Here is a 20494-nt window from a genome sequence, read left to right as displayed (position 1 = left end):
GGCGTGCCCGGCGGCGTGTTCGCTACTTGATCAGGTAGATCGTGGCGAAGAGGCCGATCCAGACGACATCGACGAAGTGCCAGTAGTAGGACACGACGATGGCCGAGGTGGCCTGTTCGTGGGTGAACCTCTTGGCCGCGTACGTCCGGCCGAGGACCAGCAGGAAGGCGATGAGTCCGCCCGTCACGTGCAGTCCGTGGAAGCCGGTGGTCAGGTAGAAGACCGAGCCGTACGGACCGGACGAGAGGCTCATGCCCTCGTGCTTGACCAGCTCGGTGTACTCGAACACCTGGCCGCCAATGAAGATCGCACCCATCACGAAGGTGACGATGAACCACGTCCGGAGCTTCTTGACGTCACCGCGCTCGGCGGCGAATACGCCGAGCTGGCAGGTGAGGGAGGAAAGCACCAGGATCGTGGTGTTGGTCGCCGAGAACGGCAGGTTCAGGGTGTCGGCCTGAGCCCTCCAGTACTCGGCACCGGTCACCGATCGCAGGGTGAAGTACATCGCGAAGAGGGCCGCGAAGAACATCAGCTCGGAACTCAACCAGATGATGGTTCCGACGCTGACGAGGTTCGGCCTGTTGACCGTCGGGTGCGCGTGCCCGGTATCTACTGTCGTTGCTGTCGCCACGACCGACATTATGTCGGTCGCTTATCCCGCCCTCACCCCGGGGGGTGCCGTTCGGAGTGTCCGGGGGGTGTGCACTGCCCGAACGGCCCATCGGAGCAGTGATCGCGAGCCTGCCCGAAGCGCTGCTGACAGCACGTCGGACGGAGTAGCATCCGCGCCAGGATTTCCTGACGCGTGGAGGAAACAATGCGGGCGACAGCGAGGGTTCTGCTCTACAGCGACGACGCCAACACCCGGGAGCAGGTCCGCCTGGCCACCGGGCGCAGGCCCGCAGCGGGTCTCCCGCCGGTGGAGTTCGTGGAGTGCGCGACGCTCCCGGCCGTGCTGACGGAGCTGGACCGGGGTGGCATCGACGTCTGCGTGCTGGACGGCGAGGCCGTGCCGGCGGGCGGGATGGGCGTGTGCCGGCAGATCAAGGACGAGGTGTTCCGCTGCCCGCCGGTGCTGCTGCTGATGGGGCGCCCGCAGGACGCCTGGCTCGCGACCTGGAGCCGCGCCGACGCCGCGGTCACCCTTCCGGTGGACCCGGTGGAGTTCCCGGACGCCCTGGCGCGGCTGCTGCGCAAGCGGCTCGCGGTGGACGCCTGACGTCCGTTCAGACCTGGGGCCGGAGCCTGGCCACGTCGACCGGGCTGCGGCCTTCCTTCGTGCCCTTGAGCAGGGCGCTGCCCTCCCGCCACTCCTCCCAGTCCATGTTCCAGGCGCCGTAGCCGTTGCCGAAGGCCGGCATCCACTCGCCGATGCTGTTCACGACGGTGACGAGGTCGCCCTCGCGGATGTTCTCGAAGAACCAGGCCGCGTTCCCGGTGCTCATGCCGGTGCAGCCGTGGCTGACGTTCGCGTAGCCGTGCGAGCCGATCGACCACGGGGCGGCGTGGACGTATTCACCACTCCAGGTGACCCGGGTAGCCCAGTAGACAGGCAGGTTGTAGTACTCGCTGCCGCCGATGCCGACCGTGTCGCCGCGCATCCGGACGAAGTACTGCTTGCCGAGGACCACCTTGGTGCCGTTGCGCGTGGCGAAGCCGGGCTTGCCGGTGGTCACGGGGAGGGTGGTGACCACCTCGCCGTTGCGCTTGAACGTCATGTAGTGCGAGGCCGCGTTGGTGATGACCTCGACGCGGTCGCCGAACTCCAGCTTCAGCGGTGTGGAGGCGGCGCCGTGCATGTCGGCGATCCTGATGCCCTCCAGGTTGCTGCGCAGGGTGACGCTGGAGTTCGCCGGCCAGTAGTCCTTGGGCCGGAACTGGATGTGCGTGTCGTCGATCCAGTGCCAGGCGCCCTCGACGGGCTTGGGCCTGGCGTCGACGACCAGGCCGCGTTCGATGAGCGCGCGGGCGGCCTTGTCGGTGACGGGCTCGTTGAGCGTGGCGTCGAGGGGCTGCCCGACGCCGTAGGTGCCCTCCTCAGGGCCGAATTCGACCTTGAGGAGCTTCTTTGCCGGAGTCGTGTCGAAGGACAGCCTGCGCAGGCCTGGGGCGCCCCGCTCGTCCTCCGTGCTGACGGTGACGGAGTAACGGACGCCGGCGGCCAGCGGGACGGTGCTGTGCCAGCGGTCCCCCTTGGCGGAGAGCTCTCCGGCGAGCCTGCGGCCGTGCTGGTCCACCGCGATGACATCGGTGATCCGGCTGCCGTCGGCGCCCTTGGCGGTCACCTCCAGCGGCTTGTCCGGGTCCACGGGCCGGCTGCCCGCCACCTTGTTGAAGGCGACCTGTTCGGCCGCGTCGTAGGGGTTGGCCGACAGCGGGTGGTCGCCACCCCCGCACGCGGTGGCGCCGGCCCCGAGGGACGCGACCAGCAGGGAGCAGCTGAGTACCGTCCAAAGACGCGGTGTGTGACTCATGAAGGTCACGTTAGGGACATATGACTTATTCGTCGCGCCAAGTGAGTACAAACGGGGCCCGAACTCCTCCGAAGAGGTGTCCGGGCCCCGTCCGTGTCGTACGACGCCGTGCCGCGCGTGTTACTGGTTCTGGTTCTCACCGCGGTAGTACTCGTACACCCAGCCCCACAGACCCACCAGGATCACGGGGGTGGAGAAGTACAGCAGCCACCAGCCGAAGATGACGCCGGAGAAGGCGAAGGCACCGCCGACCGCCAGCAGCAGCGGCATCCAGCTGTGCGGGGAGAAGAACCCCAGCTCGCCGGCCTCGTCCGCGACGTCGGCCTCCTTGTTGTCCTGGGCCATCTCGTCCACACGCTTGGCCGTGAAGGCCAGGTAGTAGCCGATCATGACGCTCAGGCCGAAGGCCAGGAACAGCGCGGTGGTTCCGACCGGCTCCTTCGACCACACGCCGTACACGACGGCCATGATCAGGATGAAGGCCGAGAGCCAGAGGAACATCTTGCCCTGGATCTTCACTTGCCGGCCTCCTTGCCACCGGTCACGGCTGCCTTGACGCCGGCGTGGTCCTCAAGGTGTTCGAGGGCCGCGATCTCCGGGTGGTGCAGGTCGAAGGCCGGGGATTCGGAACGGATCCGCGGCAGGGTGATGAAGTTGTGCCGCGGCGGCGGGCAGGAAGTCGCCCATTCGAGCGAACGGCCGTAGCCCCACGGGTCGTCGACCTCGATCTTCTTGCCGTACTTGGCGGTCTTCCACACGTTGTACATGAACGGAAGCATCGACAGGCCGAGCAGGAAGGAGCTGATCGTGGAGATCGTGTTCAGCGCGGTGAAGCCGTCGGCGGCCAGGTAGTCCGCGTAACGGCGCGGCATGCCCTCGGCACCCAGCCAGTGCTGCACCAGGAAGGTGCCGTGGAAGCCCACGAACAGGGTCCAGAAGGTGATCTTGCCGAGACGCTCGTCCAGCATCTTGCCCGTGAACTTCGGCCACCAGAAGTGGAAGCCGGAGAACATCGCGAACACCACGGTGCCGAAGATCACGTAGTGGAAGTGCGCGACGACGAAGTACGAGTCGGAGACGTGGAAGTCCATCGGGGGCGAGGCCAGGATGACGCCGGTCAGACCACCGAAGGTGAAGGTGATCAGGAAGCCGACGGCCCAGAGCATCGGGGTCTCGAAGGACAGCGAGCCCTTCCACATGGTGCCGATCCAGTTGAAGAACTTCACACCGGTCGGTACCGCGATCAGGAAGGTCATGAAGGAGAAGAACGGCAGGAGGACGCCGCCGGTGACGTACATGTGGTGCGCCCACACGGTCACGGAGAGGCCGGCGATCGCGATGGTCGCGCCGATCAGACCGATGTAACCGAACATCGGCTTGCGCGAGAACACCGGGATGACCTCGGAAATGATTCCGAAGAACGGCAGCGCGATGATGTACACCTCTGGGTGTCCGAAGAACCAGAAGAGGTGTTGCCAGAGCAGTGCTCCACCGTTGGACGGATCGAACACGTGGCTGCCGAACTTACGGTCGGACTCCAGCGCGAACAGCGCGGCCGCCAGCACCGGGAAGGCGAGCAGGACCAGGACACCGGTCAGCAGGACGTTCCAGGTGAAGATCGGCATGCGGAACATCGTCATGCCCGGGGCGCGCATGCAGATGATCGTGGTGATGAAGTTGACCGAGCCGAGGATGGTGCCGAAGCCGGAGAAGGCCAGACCCATGATCCACATGTCGGCGCCGATGCCCGGGGAGCGGACCGAGTCCGACAGCGGGGTGTAGGCGAACCAGCCGAAGTCGGCGGCACCCTGCGGGGTGATGAAGCCGGCCACCGCGATGGTCGAGCCGAAGAGGTACAGCCAGTACGCGAACATGTTCAGCCGCGGGAACGCCACGTCGGGCGCGCCGATCTGCAGCGGCATGATCCAGTTGGCGAATCCGGCGAACAGCGGCGTCGCGAACATCAGCAGCATGATCGTGCCGTGCATCGTGAACGCCTGGTTGAACTGCTCGTTCGACATGATCTGCGTGCCCGGACGGGCGAGCTCGGCGCGCATGAAGAGCGCCAGCAGACCACCGATGATGAAGAACACGAACGAGGTGACCAGGTAGAGCGTACCGATGGTCTTGTGGTCGGTGGTGGTGAGCCACTTCACGATCACGTTGCCCGGTTGCTTGCGCCGTACCGGCAGCTCGTTCTCGTACGAGTCGGCTGCGGCGGCACCCTGAGGTTCGTTGAGGATGCTCACAGTTTGTTCGTCTCCGCGTTCCGGGCCGGGTCAGTCTGGTTGATGCCGGCCGGCAGGAAGCCGGTCTGCCCCTTCTCGGCCAGTTCCTTGAGGTGCGCCCGGTACTCCTCGGGCGAGACGACCTTCACGTTGAACAGCATCCGGGAGTGGTCGACGCCGCAGAGCTCGGCGCACTTGCCCATGAAGATGCCCTCTTGGTTAGGGGTGACCTCGAAGACGTTGGTGTGGCCCGGGATGACGTCCTGCTTGAACAGGAAGGGGACCACCCAGAAGGAGTGGATGACGTCGTTGGACGACAGGATGAAGCGGACCTTCTCGCCCTTGGGCAGGTACAGCGTCGGACCCGGGTAGGTCTTGCCCTTGGCCGCCATGTCCGGGTTGACGTCCGCCGGGACGCCCTTCTCGTAGACGCCCTCGGCGCCCGCCGGGAAGTCCTTGGTGTACCGGTCCGGGATGGAGGCGAGCTCCTTCGGGACCGAGCCGGCCTTGCCGGTGGCGGCGTCGCCGTCGACGTCCTCGATGTAGTTGAAGCCCCAGCTCCACTGGAAGCCGACCACGTTGATGGTGTGGGCGGGCTTCGCGGAGAGGGAGAGGAGCTTCGACTCGTCACGCGCGGTGAAGTAGAAGAGCACCGAGACGATGATGAGCGGGACCACCGTGTACAGCGCCTCGATCGGCATGTTGTACCGGGTCTGCGGCGGGACCTCCACCTTGGTGCGGCTGCGCCGGTGGAAGATCATGCTCCAGATGATCAGGCCCCAGACCAGGACGCCCGTGACCAGAGCGGCCGCCCAGGACCCCTGCCACAGCGAGAGGATGCGCGGCGCCTCCTCGGTGACCGGGGTCGGCATCCCGAGGCGGGGGAAGTCTTTCCATGTGTACGAGCAACCGGTGGCGGTTGCCAGGACCGCACCCGCCGTCAGCGCCTGCAGCAGCTTCCGCCGCATCGGGCGCCGCGGCGAGCGGTCGGAGCCGTAGGGACTCACGTAGCGCCTTCCCGAGAGTCTCGGCCCGCGCGGCCGGCTGCGGCCCTCGGGTCGGTCGCCGGCCCTGACGCAGGCAGGGGTTTGGATGTTTATGCGGACCAAACCCTACTGGACGCTATTTGGGGTCGCGCGGGGAGGGTGCCCAACGCGCCGCTACTGCCCCCGAAGGGGTGGCTCGGCCGTACGGGGGACGGCCGGGCCACCCCTGAACGGCCCACTCCGGAAGGCATCTGACGGGGGCTGACGCGGTGTGCCCTACCGTGGCGGGATGCCGTACTTCGACGTCGCCTCCGCCGCTCCGCTGCACCCGGTCGCCCGGCAGGCCCTCCAGGCCTCCCTTGACGAGGGCTGGGCGGACCCGGCGCGACTGTACCGCGAGGGCCGGCGGGCCCGGCTGCTGCTGGACGCGGCCCGGGAGGCCGCGGCGGACGCGGTGGGGTGCCGCCCCGACGAGCTGGCGTTCACCCCATCGGGGACGCACGCGGTTCACTCCGGTGTGGCCGGGGCGCTGGCCGGCCGCCGCAGGGCCGGCGGTCACCTGGTCGTATCAGCGGTCGAACACAGTTCGGTGATGCACGCGGCCGAGGTGCACGCGGCGGGCGGCGGCGGTGAGGTGACGGAGGTCCCGGTGGACCGCACGGGCGCGGTGTCCGCCGCCGGGTACGCCGAACTGCTCCGGCCGGACACGGCGCTGGCCTGCCTGCAGTCCGCCAACCACGAGGTGGGCACCGTGCAGCCGGTCGCGGAGGTGGCGGAGGTCTGCGCGGCGGCGGGGGTGCCGCTGCTGGTGGACGCGGCGCAGTCGCTGCCGTGGGGGCCCGTGGAGGGCGGCTGGTCGCTGCTCGCCGCTAGCGCGCACAAATGGGGCGGGCCGGCGGGGGTCGGGCTGCTCGCGGTCCGCAAGGGCGTCCGCTTCGCCCCGCAGGGCCCGGCCGACGAGCGGGAGTTCGGCCGCTCCCCCGGGTTCCCCAACCTCCCGGCCGTCGTGGCGGCCGCGGCCTCGCTGCGGGCGGTGCGCGCCGAGGCGGAGGCGGAGGGCGCGCGGTTGCGGGTGCTGGTGGACCGGATCCGGCGGCGGGTGGCCCGGCTGGTGCCGGACGTGGAGGTGGTCGGCGCGGCCGACCTGCGGCTGCCCCATCTGGTCACGTTCTCCTGCCTGTACGTGGACGGCGAGGCGCTGCTGCACGAGCTGGACCGGGCGGGGTTCTCGGTGTCCTCCGGATCGTCCTGCACGAGTTCCACGCTGACGCCGAGCCATGTGCTGAAGGCGATGGGGGTGCTGTCGGAGGGGAACGTACGGGTGTCGCTGCCCGTGGGCACCACGGCGGAGGAGGTCAACGCGTTCCTGGAGGTGCTGCCGAGGGCGGTGGCGTCGGTGCGGTCCGAACTGGGCCTGCCGGGGGCGCCGGCGGCGCCGGACGCAGGGGCGGGCGAGGTCACGGTGGACGCGCTGGGGCTGCGGTGCCCGCAGCCGGTGATCGAGCTGGCGAAGGCGATGGGGAGGGTGGCGGTGGGGGGCGTCGTCACGGTCCTGTCGGACGACGAGGTGGCGCGGCTGGACATTCCGGCGTGGTGTGCGATGCGGGGGCACGACTACCTGGGCGAGACCGCCACCGCCCCCGGCCCGTCGTACCGCGTCCGCCGCACCCACTGACCGACGGCCGCCCCGGGCCTGGTCGTCTCGTCCGCGCGCCGGCTGTGGCTGGTCGCGCAGTTCCCCGCGCCCCTTACGGGGCCGGGCGGCACGTCCGGTCTCGCCGGCGTTCGAGGCGCGGGGTTGGTGGGGGCGGAGCCCCCACCACCGGGTCGGGCGGGGGTCAGGCGGAGAGGTGGGACTGGACTTCCGCGGCCGCTTCGTCGCCGTACGCCTTGGTGAACCGCTCCATGAAGTGCGCCCGCGCCAGGGTGTACTCCTGGGTGCCGAGCGTCTCGATGACCAGCGTCGCGAGCATGCAGCCGACCTGCGCCGCCCGCTCCAGGCCGACGCCCCACCCGAGCCCGGTCAGGAAGCCGGCGCGGAAGGCGTCGCCGACACCGGTCGGGTCGACCTTCGCGGTCTCCTCGGGGCAGCCGACGACGATCGGCGCCTCGCCGGCCCGCTCGATGCGGACGCCGCGCGAGCCCAGCGTGGTGACGCGGGTGCCGACCTTGCCGAGGATCTCCTCGTCGGTCCAGCCGGACTTCGACTCGATGAGGCCCTTCTCGTACTCGTTCGAGAAGAGGAAGGTCGCGCCCTCCATCAGGGTGCGGATGTTCTCGCCGTCCATGCGGGCGATCTGCTGGGAGAAGTCCGCCGCGAACGGGATGCCCCGGGTCCGGCACTCCTCGGTGTGCCGGAGCATCGCCTCGGGGTCGTCGGCGCCGATCAGGACGAGGTCCAGGCCGCCGACCCGGTCCGCGACCGCCTTCAGCTCGATCAGCCGGGCCTCGCTCATCGCGCCGGTGTAGAAGGAGCCGATCTGGTTGTGGTCCTTGTCCGTGGTGCACACGAAGCGCGCGGTGTGCAGCACCTCCGAGATCCGCACCGAGTCGGTGTCGACGCCGTGCCGTTCCAGCCAGGCGCGGTACTCGTCGAAGTCGTAGCCGGCCGCGCCGACCAGGATCGGGCGGATGCCGAGCTGCCCCATGCCGAAGCAGATGTTCGGGCCGACACCGCCCCGCCGGACGTCGAGGTTGTCGACCAGGAAGGAGAGCGAGACCGTGTGCAGCTGGTCCGCGACCAGCTGGTCGGCGAAGCGGCCGGGGAAGGTCATGAGGTGGTCGGTGGCGATGGAGCCGGTGACTGCGATACGCACGGCGTGGATGCTCCTGCGAAAGGGGCGGCAAAAGTGACACTTCACGCTACCCGCTCCCGGGCGCCCCGCCGACCGGGCGAAACTACCCGATAGTAACCCTTTCTCCTCCCCCGGCCGGGGCCTACGGTGCCCCCATGACCCACTACAACGCCGCCGGAGCGGCCGCGGAAGCCCTGCTTCGGCCGGGTTTCGCCCGGCTCCTGGGCGACTGCGCCAGGATGGCCCCGCACTGGACGGTTCCGGTGGAGCCCGGCCCCCTCCCGGTGGCGCCCTCGCAGATCCACGGGGTGAGCGTCCCCGCGTCCTCCGCACGGCTGATCGCCTCGACGGCGCAGTACGGGGACTGACACGGAGACCGGGGGGAACCGGTCGCGCCGTTGTCCCGTCCCACCGGCACCACGTGTTGGCGGAGCAGGCTTAAGGAGCGATGCGGTGACCAGCGGGCAGTCCGACACCTCACCCACCACACCCACCACGCCCCCGGCGACGGCACGGCGGCGGCGGCCCTCCCTGGTCGTCGGCGCCGTCGCCGCGGCCGTGCTCGTCGCGGGCGGCGGCACGGCGTACTGGGCCTCCGCGGCGGGCGGCGACAGCGGGGCCGACGGGCCCCGGACCGCCGCGGCCGCCGCCCGGGAGGCCACGCCGCCGCCCGGCCCCACTCCCCCGCCGGGCATCGCCCCGGGCGAACCCGACCCGACCGGCGGCGGTGTGGTGTACGAGGCGGCGGGGGTGCTGCCGGAGGGTCCGGCCGCCGCGCCCTCGTTCAAGGCCGCGGGCGAGGTGACCGCGGCGGAAGTGGCGCGGCTCGCGGCCGCGCTCGGCATCGAGGGAGAACCCGTGCTGTCCGGCGCGGTCTGGGCGGCCGGGCACGGCGGGGACTCCCCCGGTCCGCGGCTGACGGTGACCCGGCAGGCGCCCGGCACCTGGACGTACTCGGCCCAGCGGCCGGCGGGCGGCGACGACTGCGTCCGCGGCAAGGACACCTGCGGTCCCGCCACCCTGCCCGAGGCACCCGGCGAGCCCGTGTCCGAGGCGGCGGCGAAGGCGGCGGCCGCCCCGGTACTGGCCGCGGTGGGCCAGTCCACGGCGAAGCCGGACGCCCGGCTGACCCAGGGCGGCGTACGGGTGGTCACGGCGGACCCGGTGGTCGGCGGGCTGCCCACGCTGGGCTGGTCGACGAAGGTGAGCGTGGGGGCGGACGGCGGGGTGGTGGCCGGCAGCGGCGAGCTGAAGGCCCCGGAGCGGACCGGCGAACGCCCGGTGGTCGGCGCGAAGGAGGCGCTGGCCCGGCTGAACGAGGCCTCGCGGGGCTGGCGGGACACGGGACCGAGCGGCTGCGCGACCCCGGTCCCGCACGACGGCGGTGACACGCCCACCGGCACCGACACGGTGCCGTGCAACCCGGAGCCCCGGCCGATCAAGCCGCCGCGCACGGAGACGGTGAAGGGCGCGGTCCTGGGGCTGACTGCCGCCACGGTGGACGGGGTGCGGGGGCTGGCCCCGGCCTGGCTGTTCGAGGTGGCCGGCAAGGGCGGCGGCCCGGGTCACACGGTGGCCCAGCCGGCCCTGGCGGAGGACCGGGCCCCGAAGGACCCGGAGGTACCCGGGAGCCGGACGGTGCCCGGGTTCTCGTACGGCGAGAGCGACCGGAAACTGACCGTCCACTTCTGGGGCGGGGTGTGCAGCACCTACGCGCTGGAGGTCCGCGAGCACGCGGCCTCGGTGTCGGTGCGGATCACCGACACGCCGCGGGAGCCGGGCAGGGCCTGCATCCTGATCGCCCAGGAGATGTCCGTGTCGGCGACGCTGGAGCAGCCGCTGGGCGGCCGGAAGGTGATCGACGCGTCGACGGGCAAGGACCTGCCCCGCACCTAGCGGTCGCACCCGCACACGCGGAAGGGGCCCGCGCCGGATCCGTCGAACGGATCGGTCGCGGGCCCCTTCGCGGAGCTTCGCGCGGGCCTTCGGGCTTAGCTGAAGGAGTCGCCGCAGGCGCAGGAGCCGGTGGCGTTGGGGTTGTCGATGGTGAAGCCCTGCTTCTCGATGGTGTCGACGAAGTCGATCGAGGCACCGCCCAGGTACGGGGCGCTCATGCGGTCGGTGACGACCTTCACGCCGTCGAAGTCCTTGACGACGTCACCGTCGAGCGAGCGCTCGTCGAAGAAGAGCTGGTAGCGCAGGCCGGAGCAGCCACCGGGCTGTACGGCCACGCGCAGCGCCAGGTCGTCCCGGCCTTCCTGCTCCAGCAGGGCCTTGACCTTGGCGGCGGCGGCGTCGGACAGGAGGATGCCGTCGCTCACAGTGGTCTTCTCGTCCTGAACGGACATCTGCATTCACTCCCGAAGTGGGGCGGACTCTTGCCGTGGGCTGCAACCGACGCGGCCTCGGATTCATTCCCATGCTCGCACACCGGCACCCGGCGATGGAGCCGTGCTTTCCTGGCCGCGAATTCGTCACATCGACACTATGGCCATCGTCAAAGTGACGTGAAGCAGCTATCATAGATAGCGTCAAATAGACGAGAAGTCGAACGAAAGGGTGCGTGTCGTGACCACCGCCCAGCCTTTGGACGTCCAGCCGACGCCCCTCGCCCTCCTGCTGCTCGGCCGCGAGGCCGACCCCAGGAGCGAGCGCGGCGTGGAGTGCCCGGGCGACCTGCCCTCGCCGTCGGACCCCGACCTGGTGGCGCGCGCCCGCGCGGCCAAGGAGAAGCTCGGGGACAAGGTCTTCATCCTCGGCCACCACTACCAGCGCGACGAGGTCATCGAGTTCGCCGACGTCACCGGCGACTCCTTCAAGCTGGCGCGGGACGCGGCCGCCAAGCCGGAGGCCGAGTACATCGTCTTCTGCGGCGTCCACTTCATGGCCGAGTCCGCGGACATCCTGACCACGGACGACCAGAAGGTGGTCCTGCCGGACCTGGCCGCCGGCTGCTCCATGGCCGACATGGCCACGGCCGAGCAGGTCGCCGAGTGCTGGGACGCGCTGACCGAGGCGGGCATCGCCGACATCACGGTGCCGGTCTCCTACATGAACTCCTCGGCCGACATCAAGGCCTTCACCGGCAAGCACGGCGGCACCATCTGCACCTCCTCCAACGCGAAGAAGGCCCTGGAGTGGGCCTTCGAGCAGGGCGAGAAGGTGCTGTTCCTGCCGGACCAGCACCTGGGCCGCAACACCGCCGTCCGCGACATGGGCATGTCCCTGGACGACTGCGTCGTCTACAACCCGCACAAGCCGAACGGCGGCCTGACCGCCGAGCAGCTGCGCGGCGCGAAGATGATCCTGTGGCGCGGCCACTGCTCCGTGCACGGCCGGTTCAGCCTGGACTCGGTCAACGACGTGCGCGAGCGCGTCCCCGGCGTGAACGTCCTGGTGCACCCGGAGTGCAAGCACGAGGTCGTCGCCGCGGCCGACTACGTGGGCTCCACCGAGTACATCATCAAGACGCTGGAGGCGGCCCCGGCCGGCTCCAAGTGGGCCATCGGCACCGAGCTGAACCTGGTCAAGCGGCTGGCGAATCGATTCGCCCCCGAGGGCAAGGAAGTCGTCTTCCTCGACCGGACCGTCTGCTTCTGCTCGACCATGAACCGGATCGACCTCCCCCACCTGGTGTGGGCCCTGGAGTCGCTGGCCGAGGGCAACCTGGTCAACCAGATCCAGGTCGACAAGGAGACGGAGAGCTTCGCGAAGCTCGCCCTGGAGCGGATGCTGGCGCTTCCGTAACCACTGCCACGCGTGAGGGGGCGCCCGGGACCACGGTCCCGGGCGCCCCCTCCGCCGTGCCGGACCCGCCCCGGACTAGTCCGCGCGGGGGCGGACCAGGCCGGACTCGTAGGCGATGACGACCAGTTGGGCCCGGTCGCGGGCGCCGAGCTTGGCCATGGCCCGGTTGACGTGGGTCTTCACCGTCAGTGGGCTGACTTCGAGACGGCCGGCGATCTCGTCGTTGGACAGTCCCCCGGCGACCTGTACGAGGACCTCCCGTTCCCGGCCGGTCAGCGCGGCCAGCCGCTCGGCGTGCGTACCGCCCGGCACGCCCGCGGCGGTGTCGGCGCCGCCGCCCTGGGCCAGGAAGGTGGCGATCAGACCCTTCGTCGCGGCCGGGGACAGCAGGGCCTCGCCCGCGGCGGCGATCCGGATCGCGTTCAGCAGTTCCTCGGGCTCGGCGCCCTTGCCGAGGAAGCCCGACGCCCCCGCCCTGAGGGCCTGGACGACGTACTCGTCCACCTCGAAGGTGGTCAGCATCACCACGCGGACACCGGTGAGCTCCGGGTCGGCGCTGATCAGCCGGGTGGCGGCGAGGCCGTCGGTGCCGGGCATCCGGATGTCCATGAGCACCACGTCGGCCTGCCGCTCCCCGGCGAGGCGGTGCGCCTGGGCTCCGTCCGAGGCCTCCCCCACCACCTCCATGTCGGGTTCGGAGTCGACCAGCACCTTGAAGGCGCTGCGCAGCAGGGCCTGGTCGTCGGCGAGCAGCACCCGGATGGGGGCGGCGGATGGCAGGTCCGTCGTCATCTCTTCCACGGAAGCAGAGCGTACGGGCGCGGGCAGGACGGCGATCAGCCGAGGGCCAGCACCACGAGGGTGGTGGTCGCTGCGACCTCGGCGAGGGCGCCGAAGACGTCCCCGGTGACGCCGCCGAACCGGCGCACGCAGCGGCGCAGCAGCGCCTCCGCGGCGAACAGGGCGAGGAGGACGGCGGCGGCCTGCTGGACGGCCGCCGGTGCGCCGACGGGCAGGGCGGCGAGACCGGCGAGTACGGCGGCCAGCGCGCCGAGGGCAAGCGCCCGCCCTGCGGGCACGGTGGCCGCGACGGCCGCGCCCAGTCCGCCGGGCCGGGCCGCGGGGACCCCGGAGCGGGAGGCCAGGGTGAGGGCGAGCCGGGCGGTCACGGCCGCGACCACGGTGGCCAGCGCACCGAGCTGCCAGCCCTCGGCGTAGATGTCGGCGAGCGCGGCGGCCTGGATCAGCAGGACGACCAGGAGGGCCACCACGCCGAACGGGCCGATGTCGGACTGCTTCATGATCCGCAGGGCGTCGTCGGCGGGCTTGGCGCTGCCCAGGCCGTCGGCGGTGTCGGCGAGCCCGTCCAGGTGCAGGCCGCGGGTGAGGGCGGCCGGGACGGCGAGGGCCACGGCTGCGGCGAGCAGCGGGCCGCCGCCGAGCAGCAGGAGCAGGACGCCGGGGACGGCGGCGCACAGGCCGACCGCCAGGCCGGCGAGGGGGGCGCACTGCATGCCGGTGCGGGCGGCGGGCCGGTCCCAGCGGGTGATCCGGGCGGGGAACACGGTGAGGGTGCCGAACGCGAACAGGACGCCGTCGCGGAGCGAGGCTCTGTCGGCGGGCGCGGCGAGGGCCGGATCGGGCTCGGGATCCGGGTGGTGGGCGGCATGCGAATCGGTCATCGCCGGGAACGCTACCTGTTCCGGCCGACCGGTAAATTGCACATAACGCGCCAAAAGTGGAGCTGGTGGTATGGGTCACTGGTGGTACCGCAACATCATCGAGCCGGGGAAGCTCCCGATGCTGCTCGCCCTGGTGTCGTTCGTGACGTCGTTCCTGGTCACCCGGCTGATCACGCGGATGATCCGGGCCGGCCGCGGCCCGTTCGGGAACATCACCCCGGGCGGTGTGCACGTCCACCACGTGGTGCCCGGGGTGATCCTGGTGATCATCGGCGGGTTCGGGGCGGTGGGCAGCGGCCGCCACGGGTTCGGGGCGCTGCTGTCCGCCGTGATCTTCGGACTGGGTGCCGGGCTGGTCCTGGACGAGTTCGCGCTGATCCTGCACCTGGACGACGTGTACTGGAGCGAGCAGGGCCGCAAGAGCGTGGAGATCGTGGTGCTGACGGCAGCGCTGGTGGCGCTGGTCCTGGGCGGGTTCCTGCCGTTCGGGGTGAACGACCTGACGGTGGAGGAGCGGCAGAACCGCGGGCTGGTCGCGATGAACGCCGCCACCAACTTCTTCCTGGCGCTGATCGCCCTGTGGAAGGGCAAGGCCCGCACGGCGCTGCTGGGCGTCCTGATCCCGTTCGTCGCGCTGGTCGGAGCGGTCCGCCTGGCACGGCCGGACTCCCCGTACGCGAGGAAGTTCTACGCGAACCGCCCGCGGGCCCGCGCGAAGGCGGGCCTGCGGGCGTTCCACCACGACCGGCGGTGGGCCGTGCCGCGGCGGAAGTTCCAGGACTTCATCGGCGGCGCCCCCGACCGCTAGACCGACCGCCCGCCCGCCCGTCCCTAACCGGGGATCAGGCCGTCGTCGCCGAGCATGGCCCGCACCTCGTCGAGGGTGGCGTCGGGGGCGGGCAGGATCAGCTCCGAGGGCTCCAGGGCGTCGTCCGGCAGGGGGGTGCCCAGGTCGCGGACCTTGTCCAGGAGGGCGCCCAGGGTGCGCCGGAAGCCGGACTCGTCGCCGCCCTCCATCTCCTCCAGCAGCTCGTCGTCGAGCTTGTTCAGCTCGGCGAAGTGCGCGTCGGCCAGCGTCAGCTGGCCTTCCCCCATGATGCGGACGATCATGTCGGGCCCCGTCCTACTGCTTGTCGAACCGGTGCTGCGTCTGGGTCTGCGGAGACTGCTGCCCGGCCGCGCCGGGGGCGCCGCCCTCGATGGCCTGCTGCTGCGCCGACGGGCCGCCCGCCAGCTCGGCCTTCATCCGCTGGAGCTCCAGCTCCACGTCGGTGCCGCCGGAGAGCCGGTCGAGCTCGGCCTGGATGTCGTCCTTGGCCAGCCCGGACTGGTCGTCCAGGGCGCCGGAGGCCAGCAGCTCGTCGATGGCTCCCGCGCGGGCCTGGAGCTGCGCGGTCTTGTCCTCGGCGCGCTGGATGGCCAGGCCGACGTCGCTCATCTCCTCCGAGATGCCGGAGAAGGACTCCGCGATCCGGGTCTGCGCCTGGGCCGCGGTGTACGTGGCCTTGATGGTCTCCTTCTTCGTGCGGAAGGCGTCCACCTTGGCCTGGAGCCGCTGCGCGGCCAGGGTGAGCTTCTCCTCCTCGCCCTGGAGCGTCTGGTGCTGCACCTCGAGGTCGCTGACCTGCTGCTGGAGGGAGGCCCGGCGGGACAGCGCCTCGCGGGCCAGGTCCTCGCGGCCCAGGGCGAGCGCCTTGCGGCCCTGGTCCTCCAGCTTGGCGGACTGGCCCTGCAGCTGGTTGAGCTGGAGCTCCAGGCGCTTGCGGGAGGTGGCGACGTCGGCGACGCCCCGGCGTACCTTCTGCAGCAGCTCCAGCTGCTTCTGGTAGGAGTAGTCGAGGGTCTCGCGCGGGTCCTCGGCCCGGTCCAGGGCCTTGTTCGCCTTCGCGCGGAAGATCATCCCCATACGCTTCATGACACCGCTCATGGGCTTCGCGCGCCCCCTTCTGACGGACTTCTCCAGGTCACCAACGGTTGCGGCCCTGAGGACCACAGTAAGGGCCCTGCCTCCATTACCGCACTGTTCGGCGGCGGATGCGCTCCTCCTCCAGGACGAGTACGCCGCCGCCCTCTCAGGCGTGAGGAGTAGGTGATCCCCTTGCATGGAGGACGTCCGCCGTTGCCGGATCGTTCCCCGCCGGACTGGGGCCCATGCCCGCGACCACGTACCCTTGGGTTTTGTGTTTGGTAGCCGTTCCTCCAAGGAAGAGAAGGCCGCCCCCGCCGACAAGGTGAGCGCCGACTTCTCCAAGCAGCCCCGTGACCCGCAGGCCCCGAAGGGCCGCCCGACGCCGAAGCGCGCAGTCGCCCAGTCGCAGCGCAAGACCGTCGTGGCCTCGACCGGCAACCGCAAGGAGGACGCCAAGCGCGCCCGTGAGCGGCGCCGCGCCGAGCTGACCCGGCAGCGGGAGGCGATGGCGAGCGGCGACGAGCGCTACCTGCCCGCCCGTGACAAGGGTCCGGTCCGCCGGTTCGTCCGCGACTACGTGGACTCCCGTTTCGCCGTGGCGGAGATGTTCCTCCCGCTGGCCGTGCTCATCCTGGTGCTGAGCATGGTCCGGCAGCCGCAGATCCAGAACATCGCGCTGCTGCTGTGGCTCGGCGTCATCGCGCTGATCATCCTCGACTCGATCGGCCTGTTCATCCGGCTGCGGAAGGCGCTGAACGAGCGCTTCCCGAACGAGCCGAAGCGGGGGGCCGTGGCGTACGGCCTGATGCGCACCCTCCAGATGCGGCGGCTCCGTCTGCCCAAGCCGCAGGTCAAGCGCGGGGAGCGACCCTGAACGAGGGGCTGACCGGGGAACTGGTCGCCCGCCAGCTGGACGAGCAGATCACGCAGCGCTACCCGGTGGGGCAGCGGCTGCGGATCCTCGACGCGGGCATGGGCCGCGGCGCGCAGACGCTCCGGCTGGCCCGGGCCGGCCACCGTGTGACCGGCGTCGAGTCCGACCCCGAGCTGCTGGCGGCCGCGCAGGCCGCGGTGGGCGGGGAGCCGGCCGGCATCCAGGAGCGGGTGCGGCTGGTGGCGGGGGACAGCCGGGAGACCGGCGCGCAGTTCCTGCCGGGCAGCTTCGACGTGGTGCTCTGCCACGGGGTGCCCAGCGCCGACCCGGACGCGCTGCTCGCCGGGCTGGCCCGGATGCTGGCGCCCGGCGGACTGCTGTCCCTGCTGGTCCGCAACGCGGACGCGGCGGCGATGGCGCCGGGCCGGGCGGGCGACTGGTCGGCGGCGCTGGCCGCGGTCACCGCGCCGGACGCGGTGGGGGCCGGCCGGCTGGACGCGCTCACCTCGACGCTGGCGGGGATCGGGGCGCCGCTGTCGGCGTGGTACGGGGTCGGGGTGTTCCCGGGGACCGACGACGTGTCGCCGGACCGGTTGGCGGCGGAGGACCGGGCGGGGCGTACGGAGCCGTATCGCCGGGTGGCGGAGCGGCTGCACCTGTGCGGGGTCCGCGGCGGCGCGTAGCCCCGCCGGGCCCTGGCCGGGTGCCCCCGGGCGGGGTGCGAAGCGGGGCCAGCCGGCCCCGCCCGCACCACCAGCCTCGCCGGCGATTGAGGCGCGGGGTGTGGGGCGGCGCCCCACGAGCCCGGGCGGAGCCCCCGCCGGGCCCGCTCAAACGCCGCTCGGGCTGGCGGGGGTGCCCCGCCCCGGACCTGGCCGCGCGGCCAATGCCTGGGCCGGGCCATTCCAGCCTCGCCGGCGTTTGAGGCGCGGGGTGTGGGGCGGTGCCCCACGTGGCCGGGCGGAGCCCCCGCCGGGCCCGCTCAAACGCCGCTCGGGCTGGGAGGCCCGCCCGGATCCGGCTGCGCGGGCAACGCTCCGGCCGGGCGCGGGGCCACACCCCCCGGGGTCAGTTCAGGGCTTCGCGGAGGCTCATCGCGTAGAGCTCCAGGCCGTTGTCGTCCGACAGACGGACCCGCTCCGCTCCGCCCTCCAGCAGCTCCCGCCAGTACTCCCCGATCCAGGACTCCGCGTCGCCCTGGGTCGTGAACTCCTCCGGCTCCACCGCGGGAGTGGTCTCCGCGCCGTCCGCCGTCTCGAACCGCCACGTCCACGCCATGTCCGCCTCCGTTGCTCGTCCGTCGAGTCTGGGTGAGTCTGCCCGCAGAGTAGCCGGGCGCGCACCACTCGCGTGGACGCGGGAGGATCTTCCTTGTGGAACTCACTCTGCTCGGCACCGGCACCCCCGAAGGCCTCCCCCGTCCCGGCTGCCCCTGCGCCGCCTGCGCACTGTCCGTCGGCACCCGTGCGCGGGCCGCGACCGCCCTGCTGGTGGACGGGGCGCTGCTGCTCGACCTGACGCCCGGCGCGGTGCTGGCCGCGGCCCGGGCCGGGCATTCGCTGGGCGGGGTGCGGCAGGTGCTGCTGACGCACCCTCACGACGGGCCGGCCGTGGAGCTGCCGCCGGGGCTGCCCGCCGCCGGGCGGGTGCCGGACGGGCGGGAGCTGTCGGTGATCAGCGGGCACCGGGTGCGGGCGGTGCCGATGGACGCCCCGGGCACCGGGTACGAGGTGACCGGCCCGGACGGGGACCGGCTGCTGTACCTGCCGCCCGGCGGGGCGCCCGCCGGGGTCCGGCCGGGCCGCCCGTACGACATGGTGGTCGCCGACGTGCTCGGCCGGCCCGACGCGATCGCCCGGCTGCGCGCCTCCGGCGGGATCGGCCCGGCCACCGACGTGATCGCCGTGCACCTCGACCACGACGTGCCGCCGGGCCGCGAGCTGGAGCGGCGGTGCGCCGCCGCCGGGGCCCGGGCGGTGCCCGACGGCAGCACGCTGCTGGTCGGCGAGTACCACGCGGTGCCCGACGTACCGCGCCGGACGCTCGTGCTCGGCGGGGCCCGGTCGGGGAAGTCGGTGGAGGCCGAGCAGCGGCTGGCTGCGTTCCCGGAGGTGCAGTACGTGGCCACGGGCGGCACGCGGGAGGGCGACCCCGACTGGGCGGCCCGGGTGTCGCTGCACCGCGAGCGCCGGCCCGGCTCCTGGCGGACGGTGGAGACCTGCGAGCTGGTGCCGCTGCTGGCGGAGGACGGCCCCCCGCTGCTGGTCGACTGCCTGGCGCTGTGGCTGACCGACGCGATGGACCGGGTGGACGCCTGGGACGACGCGGCCTGGGCGGACGGCGGCCGGCGGCGGCTGCGCGAGCGGACCGCCGAGCTGGTCGCCGCCGTACGGGCCACCCGCCGCACGGTGGTGGCGGTCAGCAACGAGGTGGGTTCGGGCGTGGTTCCGGCGACGCCGGCCGGGCGCCGGTTCCGGGACGAGCTGGGCCGGCTGAACGCGGCCGTGGCCGGGGAGTGCGAGCACGTGCTGCTGGTCGTCGCCGGCCAGACCGTCGTGCTGAAGGAGTAGCCCAAGGGAGGGAGGAGAGCGGCGGCTTGGCGCCTGTACTGTTCGGGAGATGACCACGCTGAATCTCGACGACTTCTCCGAACTGATCGAGCGCCCCGACGCCGGCGTCCGGCGTGACGCCGAGGACCGCCGCGAACGGCTGGCCGTACCCGTCGGCGCGCTGGGCCGGCTGGACGAGCTCGCCGAGTGGCTCGCGGCCGCGCAGGGTCGGGTCCCGGTCCGGCCGGTGGAGCACCCCAAGGTGGTGCTGTTCGCCGGTGACCACGGCGTGGCGGAGCTGGGCGTGTCCTCCCGGCCCGCGGGCGGGACGTACGCGCTGGTGCGGGACGTGCTGGAGGGGCGGAGCCCGGTGGCGGTCCTGGCGGGCCGGCTCGGCGCCGGGATCCGGATCGTCGACGCGGGCCTGGACTGCGAGCCGGAGCTGCTGCCGGAGGAGGTCGTACGGCACCGGGTCCGGCGCGGCAGCGGGCGGATCGACGTCGAGGACGCGCTGACCTCCGAGGAGGTCGAGGCAGCGCTGCGGCTGGGCATGCGGATCGCCGACGAGGAAGCGGATTCGGGCACCGACCTGGTGGTCCTGGGCGACCTGAGCGTGGGCGGGACCACGGTCGCGGCCACGCTGGTCGGGGCGCTGTGCGGGACGGACGCGTCGGTGGTCACCGGGCGCGGCGGGGTGCCCGTCGACGACCTGGCGTGGATGCGCAAGTGCGCGGCGGTCCGGGACTCGCTGCGGCGGGCCCGGCCGGTCCTCGGCGACCAGGTGGAACTGCTGGCGGCGGTGGGCGGCGCCGATCTGGCCGCGATCACCGGGTTCCTGCTGCAGTGCGCGGTGCGCCGGACCCCGGTCATCCTCGACGGGGTGGTGTCGGCGGCGTGCGCGCTGGTGGCGCAGCGGGCGGCGTTCCGGGCGCCCGACTGGTGGCTGGCCGGTCAGGCGAGCGGCGAGCCGGGCCAGGCGAAGGCACTTGACCGGATGGCGCTCAACCCCGTGCTCGATCAGGGCGTCACAGTGGGTGAAGGAACCGGGGCGTTGCTCGCGCTGCCCCTCGTCCAGGCCGCCGCGGCACTCGCCGCGGAGCTGCCGGAGCGCCCGCAGACCACGGACGCTCCGGCCGGGCCGGCCGCGGCGGGGGAGCCGGCGGCGGGCTGATCCTCCGGGGGTGGCGGCCCCGACCAGGCCGCCGCCCTCTGGATCTCGCAGGAATCGCGATGCCCCATATGATCGC

General features: G+C 72.0%; 22 protein-coding genes. 10 read left to right on the top strand and 12 right to left on the bottom strand.

The window, feature by feature from the left end:
• Nucleotides 1-22: 22 nt before the first annotated feature.
• Nucleotides 23-643 (bottom strand): heme-copper oxidase subunit III, encoded by a 621-nt coding sequence (locus ACFY61_RS00785; RefSeq protein ID WP_389465082.1) that lies wholly within the window; start codon nt 641-643, stop codon nt 23-25.
• A gap of 177 nt (nt 644-820) precedes the next feature.
• On the opposite strand from ACFY61_RS00785, the gene ACFY61_RS00780 reads away from it, so the two are divergent.
• Nucleotides 821-1222 (top strand): hypothetical protein, encoded by a 402-nt coding sequence (locus tag ACFY61_RS00780; protein ID WP_389465079.1) that lies wholly within the window; start codon nt 821-823, stop codon nt 1220-1222.
• A gap of 7 nt (nt 1223-1229) precedes the next feature.
• On the opposite strand, the gene ACFY61_RS00775 is transcribed toward ACFY61_RS00780, so the two are convergent.
• The 4 genes from ACFY61_RS00775 to coxB all read right to left on the bottom strand — a co-directional run bounded on the left by ACFY61_RS00775 (nt 1230) and on the right by coxB (nt 5712).
• On the bottom strand, nt 1230-2477 hold the full coding sequence (locus ACFY61_RS00775; protein ID WP_389465076.1) for an Ig-like domain-containing protein: 1248 nt from the start codon (nt 2475-2477) through the stop codon (nt 1230-1232).
• 120 nt (nt 2478-2597) lie between these two features.
• Entirely contained in the window at nt 2598-2996 is a 399-nt protein-coding gene (locus ACFY61_RS00770; RefSeq protein ID WP_389465073.1) for a cytochrome c oxidase subunit 4, read from the bottom strand.
• Entirely contained in the window at nt 2993-4726 is a 1734-nt protein-coding gene (gene ctaD / locus ACFY61_RS00765; protein ID WP_389465070.1) for a cytochrome c oxidase subunit I, read from the bottom strand. Before ctaD ends, ACFY61_RS00770 begins: the two co-directional genes overlap by 4 nt.
• A complete protein-coding gene (gene coxB, locus ACFY61_RS00760; RefSeq protein ID WP_389465067.1) occupies nt 4723-5712 on the bottom strand; it encodes a cytochrome c oxidase subunit II in 990 nt (329 codons plus the stop codon). Before coxB ends, ctaD begins: the two co-directional genes overlap by 4 nt.
• 268 nt (nt 5713-5980) lie before the next feature.
• On the opposite strand from coxB, the gene ACFY61_RS00755 reads away from it, so the two are divergent.
• The gene (locus ACFY61_RS00755; protein ID WP_389465064.1) at nt 5981-7366 is read left to right on the top strand and encodes a cysteine desulfurase/sulfurtransferase TusA family protein; all 1386 of its coding nucleotides are present in this window, start codon (nt 5981-5983) and stop codon (nt 7364-7366) included.
• Nucleotides 7367-7529: 163 nt separating this feature from the next.
• Here ACFY61_RS00755 and ACFY61_RS00750 read toward each other — a convergent pair whose 3' ends face one another.
• Nucleotides 7530-8507, bottom strand: coding sequence for a carbohydrate kinase family protein (locus tag ACFY61_RS00750; RefSeq protein WP_389465061.1), 978 nt, complete (start codon nt 8505-8507; stop codon nt 7530-7532).
• A gap of 134 nt (nt 8508-8641) precedes the next feature.
• Here ACFY61_RS00750 and ACFY61_RS00745 point away from each other — a divergent pair, with 134 nt between their 5' ends.
• Nucleotides 8642-8854 carry a hypothetical protein gene (locus ACFY61_RS00745; RefSeq protein ID WP_389465058.1) on the top strand — a complete coding sequence of 71 codons (213 nt, stop codon included), beginning with the start codon at nt 8642-8644 and terminating at the stop codon, nt 8852-8854.
• An 85-nt stretch (nt 8855-8939) separates the two neighbouring features.
• Complete coding sequence (locus tag ACFY61_RS00740; protein WP_389465055.1) at nt 8940-10382, top strand: hypothetical protein; 1443 nt, start codon at nt 8940-8942, stop codon at nt 10380-10382.
• A gap of 95 nt (nt 10383-10477) precedes the next feature.
• Here the strand turns inward: ACFY61_RS00740 and ACFY61_RS00735 are convergent, their stop codons facing one another.
• Nucleotides 10478-10834 carry an iron-sulfur cluster assembly accessory protein gene (locus ACFY61_RS00735; protein ID WP_058044766.1) on the bottom strand — a complete coding sequence of 119 codons (357 nt, stop codon included), beginning with the start codon at nt 10832-10834 and terminating at the stop codon, nt 10478-10480.
• A 211-nt stretch (nt 10835-11045) separates the two neighbouring features.
• On the opposite strand from ACFY61_RS00735, the gene nadA reads away from it, so the two are divergent.
• The gene (gene nadA / locus ACFY61_RS00730) at nt 11046-12233 is read left to right on the top strand and encodes a quinolinate synthase NadA (protein ID WP_389465051.1); all 1188 of its coding nucleotides are present in this window, start codon (nt 11046-11048) and stop codon (nt 12231-12233) included.
• Between the two features lie 75 nt (nt 12234-12308).
• Here nadA and ACFY61_RS00725 read toward each other — a convergent pair whose 3' ends face one another.
• Nucleotides 12309-13025 carry a response regulator gene (locus tag ACFY61_RS00725; RefSeq protein WP_389465897.1) on the bottom strand — a complete coding sequence of 239 codons (717 nt, stop codon included), beginning with the start codon at nt 13023-13025 and terminating at the stop codon, nt 12309-12311.
• Nucleotides 13026-13069: 44 nt separating this feature from the next.
• Nucleotides 13070-13915, bottom strand: coding sequence for an adenosylcobinamide-GDP ribazoletransferase (locus tag ACFY61_RS00720; protein ID WP_389465048.1), 846 nt, complete (start codon nt 13913-13915; stop codon nt 13070-13072).
• Between the two features lie 70 nt (nt 13916-13985).
• On the opposite strand from ACFY61_RS00720, the gene ACFY61_RS00715 reads away from it, so the two are divergent.
• Nucleotides 13986-14723, top strand: coding sequence for a hypothetical protein (locus tag ACFY61_RS00715; protein ID WP_389465045.1), 738 nt, complete (start codon nt 13986-13988; stop codon nt 14721-14723).
• 23 nt (nt 14724-14746) lie between these two features.
• Here the strand turns inward: ACFY61_RS00715 and ACFY61_RS00710 are convergent, their stop codons facing one another.
• Nucleotides 14747-15025, bottom strand: coding sequence for a hypothetical protein (locus ACFY61_RS00710; RefSeq protein ID WP_389465043.1), 279 nt, complete (start codon nt 15023-15025; stop codon nt 14747-14749).
• Nucleotides 15026-15038: 13 nt separating this feature from the next.
• On the bottom strand, nt 15039-15842 hold the full coding sequence (locus tag ACFY61_RS00705) for a PspA/IM30 family protein (RefSeq protein WP_389465040.1): 804 nt from the start codon (nt 15840-15842) through the stop codon (nt 15039-15041).
• A gap of 244 nt (nt 15843-16086) precedes the next feature.
• Between ACFY61_RS00705 and ACFY61_RS00700 the strand changes: the two genes are divergently transcribed.
• On the top strand, nt 16087-16698 hold the full coding sequence (locus ACFY61_RS00700) for a DUF3043 domain-containing protein (RefSeq protein ID WP_389465038.1): 612 nt from the start codon (nt 16087-16089) through the stop codon (nt 16696-16698).
• Complete coding sequence (locus ACFY61_RS00695; RefSeq protein WP_389465895.1) at nt 16695-17381, top strand: class I SAM-dependent methyltransferase; 687 nt, start codon at nt 16695-16697, stop codon at nt 17379-17381. Before ACFY61_RS00700 ends, ACFY61_RS00695 begins: the two co-directional genes overlap by 4 nt.
• Nucleotides 17382-17766: 385 nt before the next feature.
• On the opposite strand, the gene ACFY61_RS00690 is transcribed toward ACFY61_RS00695, so the two are convergent.
• Complete coding sequence (locus tag ACFY61_RS00690; RefSeq protein ID WP_389465035.1) at nt 17767-17976, bottom strand: hypothetical protein; 210 nt, start codon at nt 17974-17976, stop codon at nt 17767-17769.
• Nucleotides 17977-18071: 95 nt separating this feature from the next.
• Between ACFY61_RS00690 and ACFY61_RS00685 the strand changes: the two genes are divergently transcribed.
• Together ACFY61_RS00685 and cobT are read left to right on the top strand one after the other, a co-directional pair.
• Nucleotides 18072-19268 (top strand): bifunctional adenosylcobinamide kinase/adenosylcobinamide-phosphate guanylyltransferase, encoded by a 1197-nt coding sequence (locus tag ACFY61_RS00685; protein ID WP_389465032.1) that lies wholly within the window; start codon nt 18072-18074, stop codon nt 19266-19268.
• A gap of 49 nt (nt 19269-19317) precedes the next feature.
• Nucleotides 19318-20418 (top strand): nicotinate-nucleotide--dimethylbenzimidazole phosphoribosyltransferase, encoded by a 1101-nt coding sequence (gene cobT / locus ACFY61_RS00680; RefSeq protein WP_389465029.1) that lies wholly within the window; start codon nt 19318-19320, stop codon nt 20416-20418.
• Nucleotides 20419-20494 lie beyond the last annotated feature (76 nt).

The organism is Streptomyces sp. NPDC012888 (assembly GCF_042900645.1).
GTDB lineage: Bacteria > Actinomycetota > Actinomycetes > Streptomycetales > Streptomycetaceae > Streptomyces.
The sequence above is the reverse complement of the archived record's forward strand: the minus strand, read 5'-3'. Positions and strand labels throughout refer to the sequence as shown.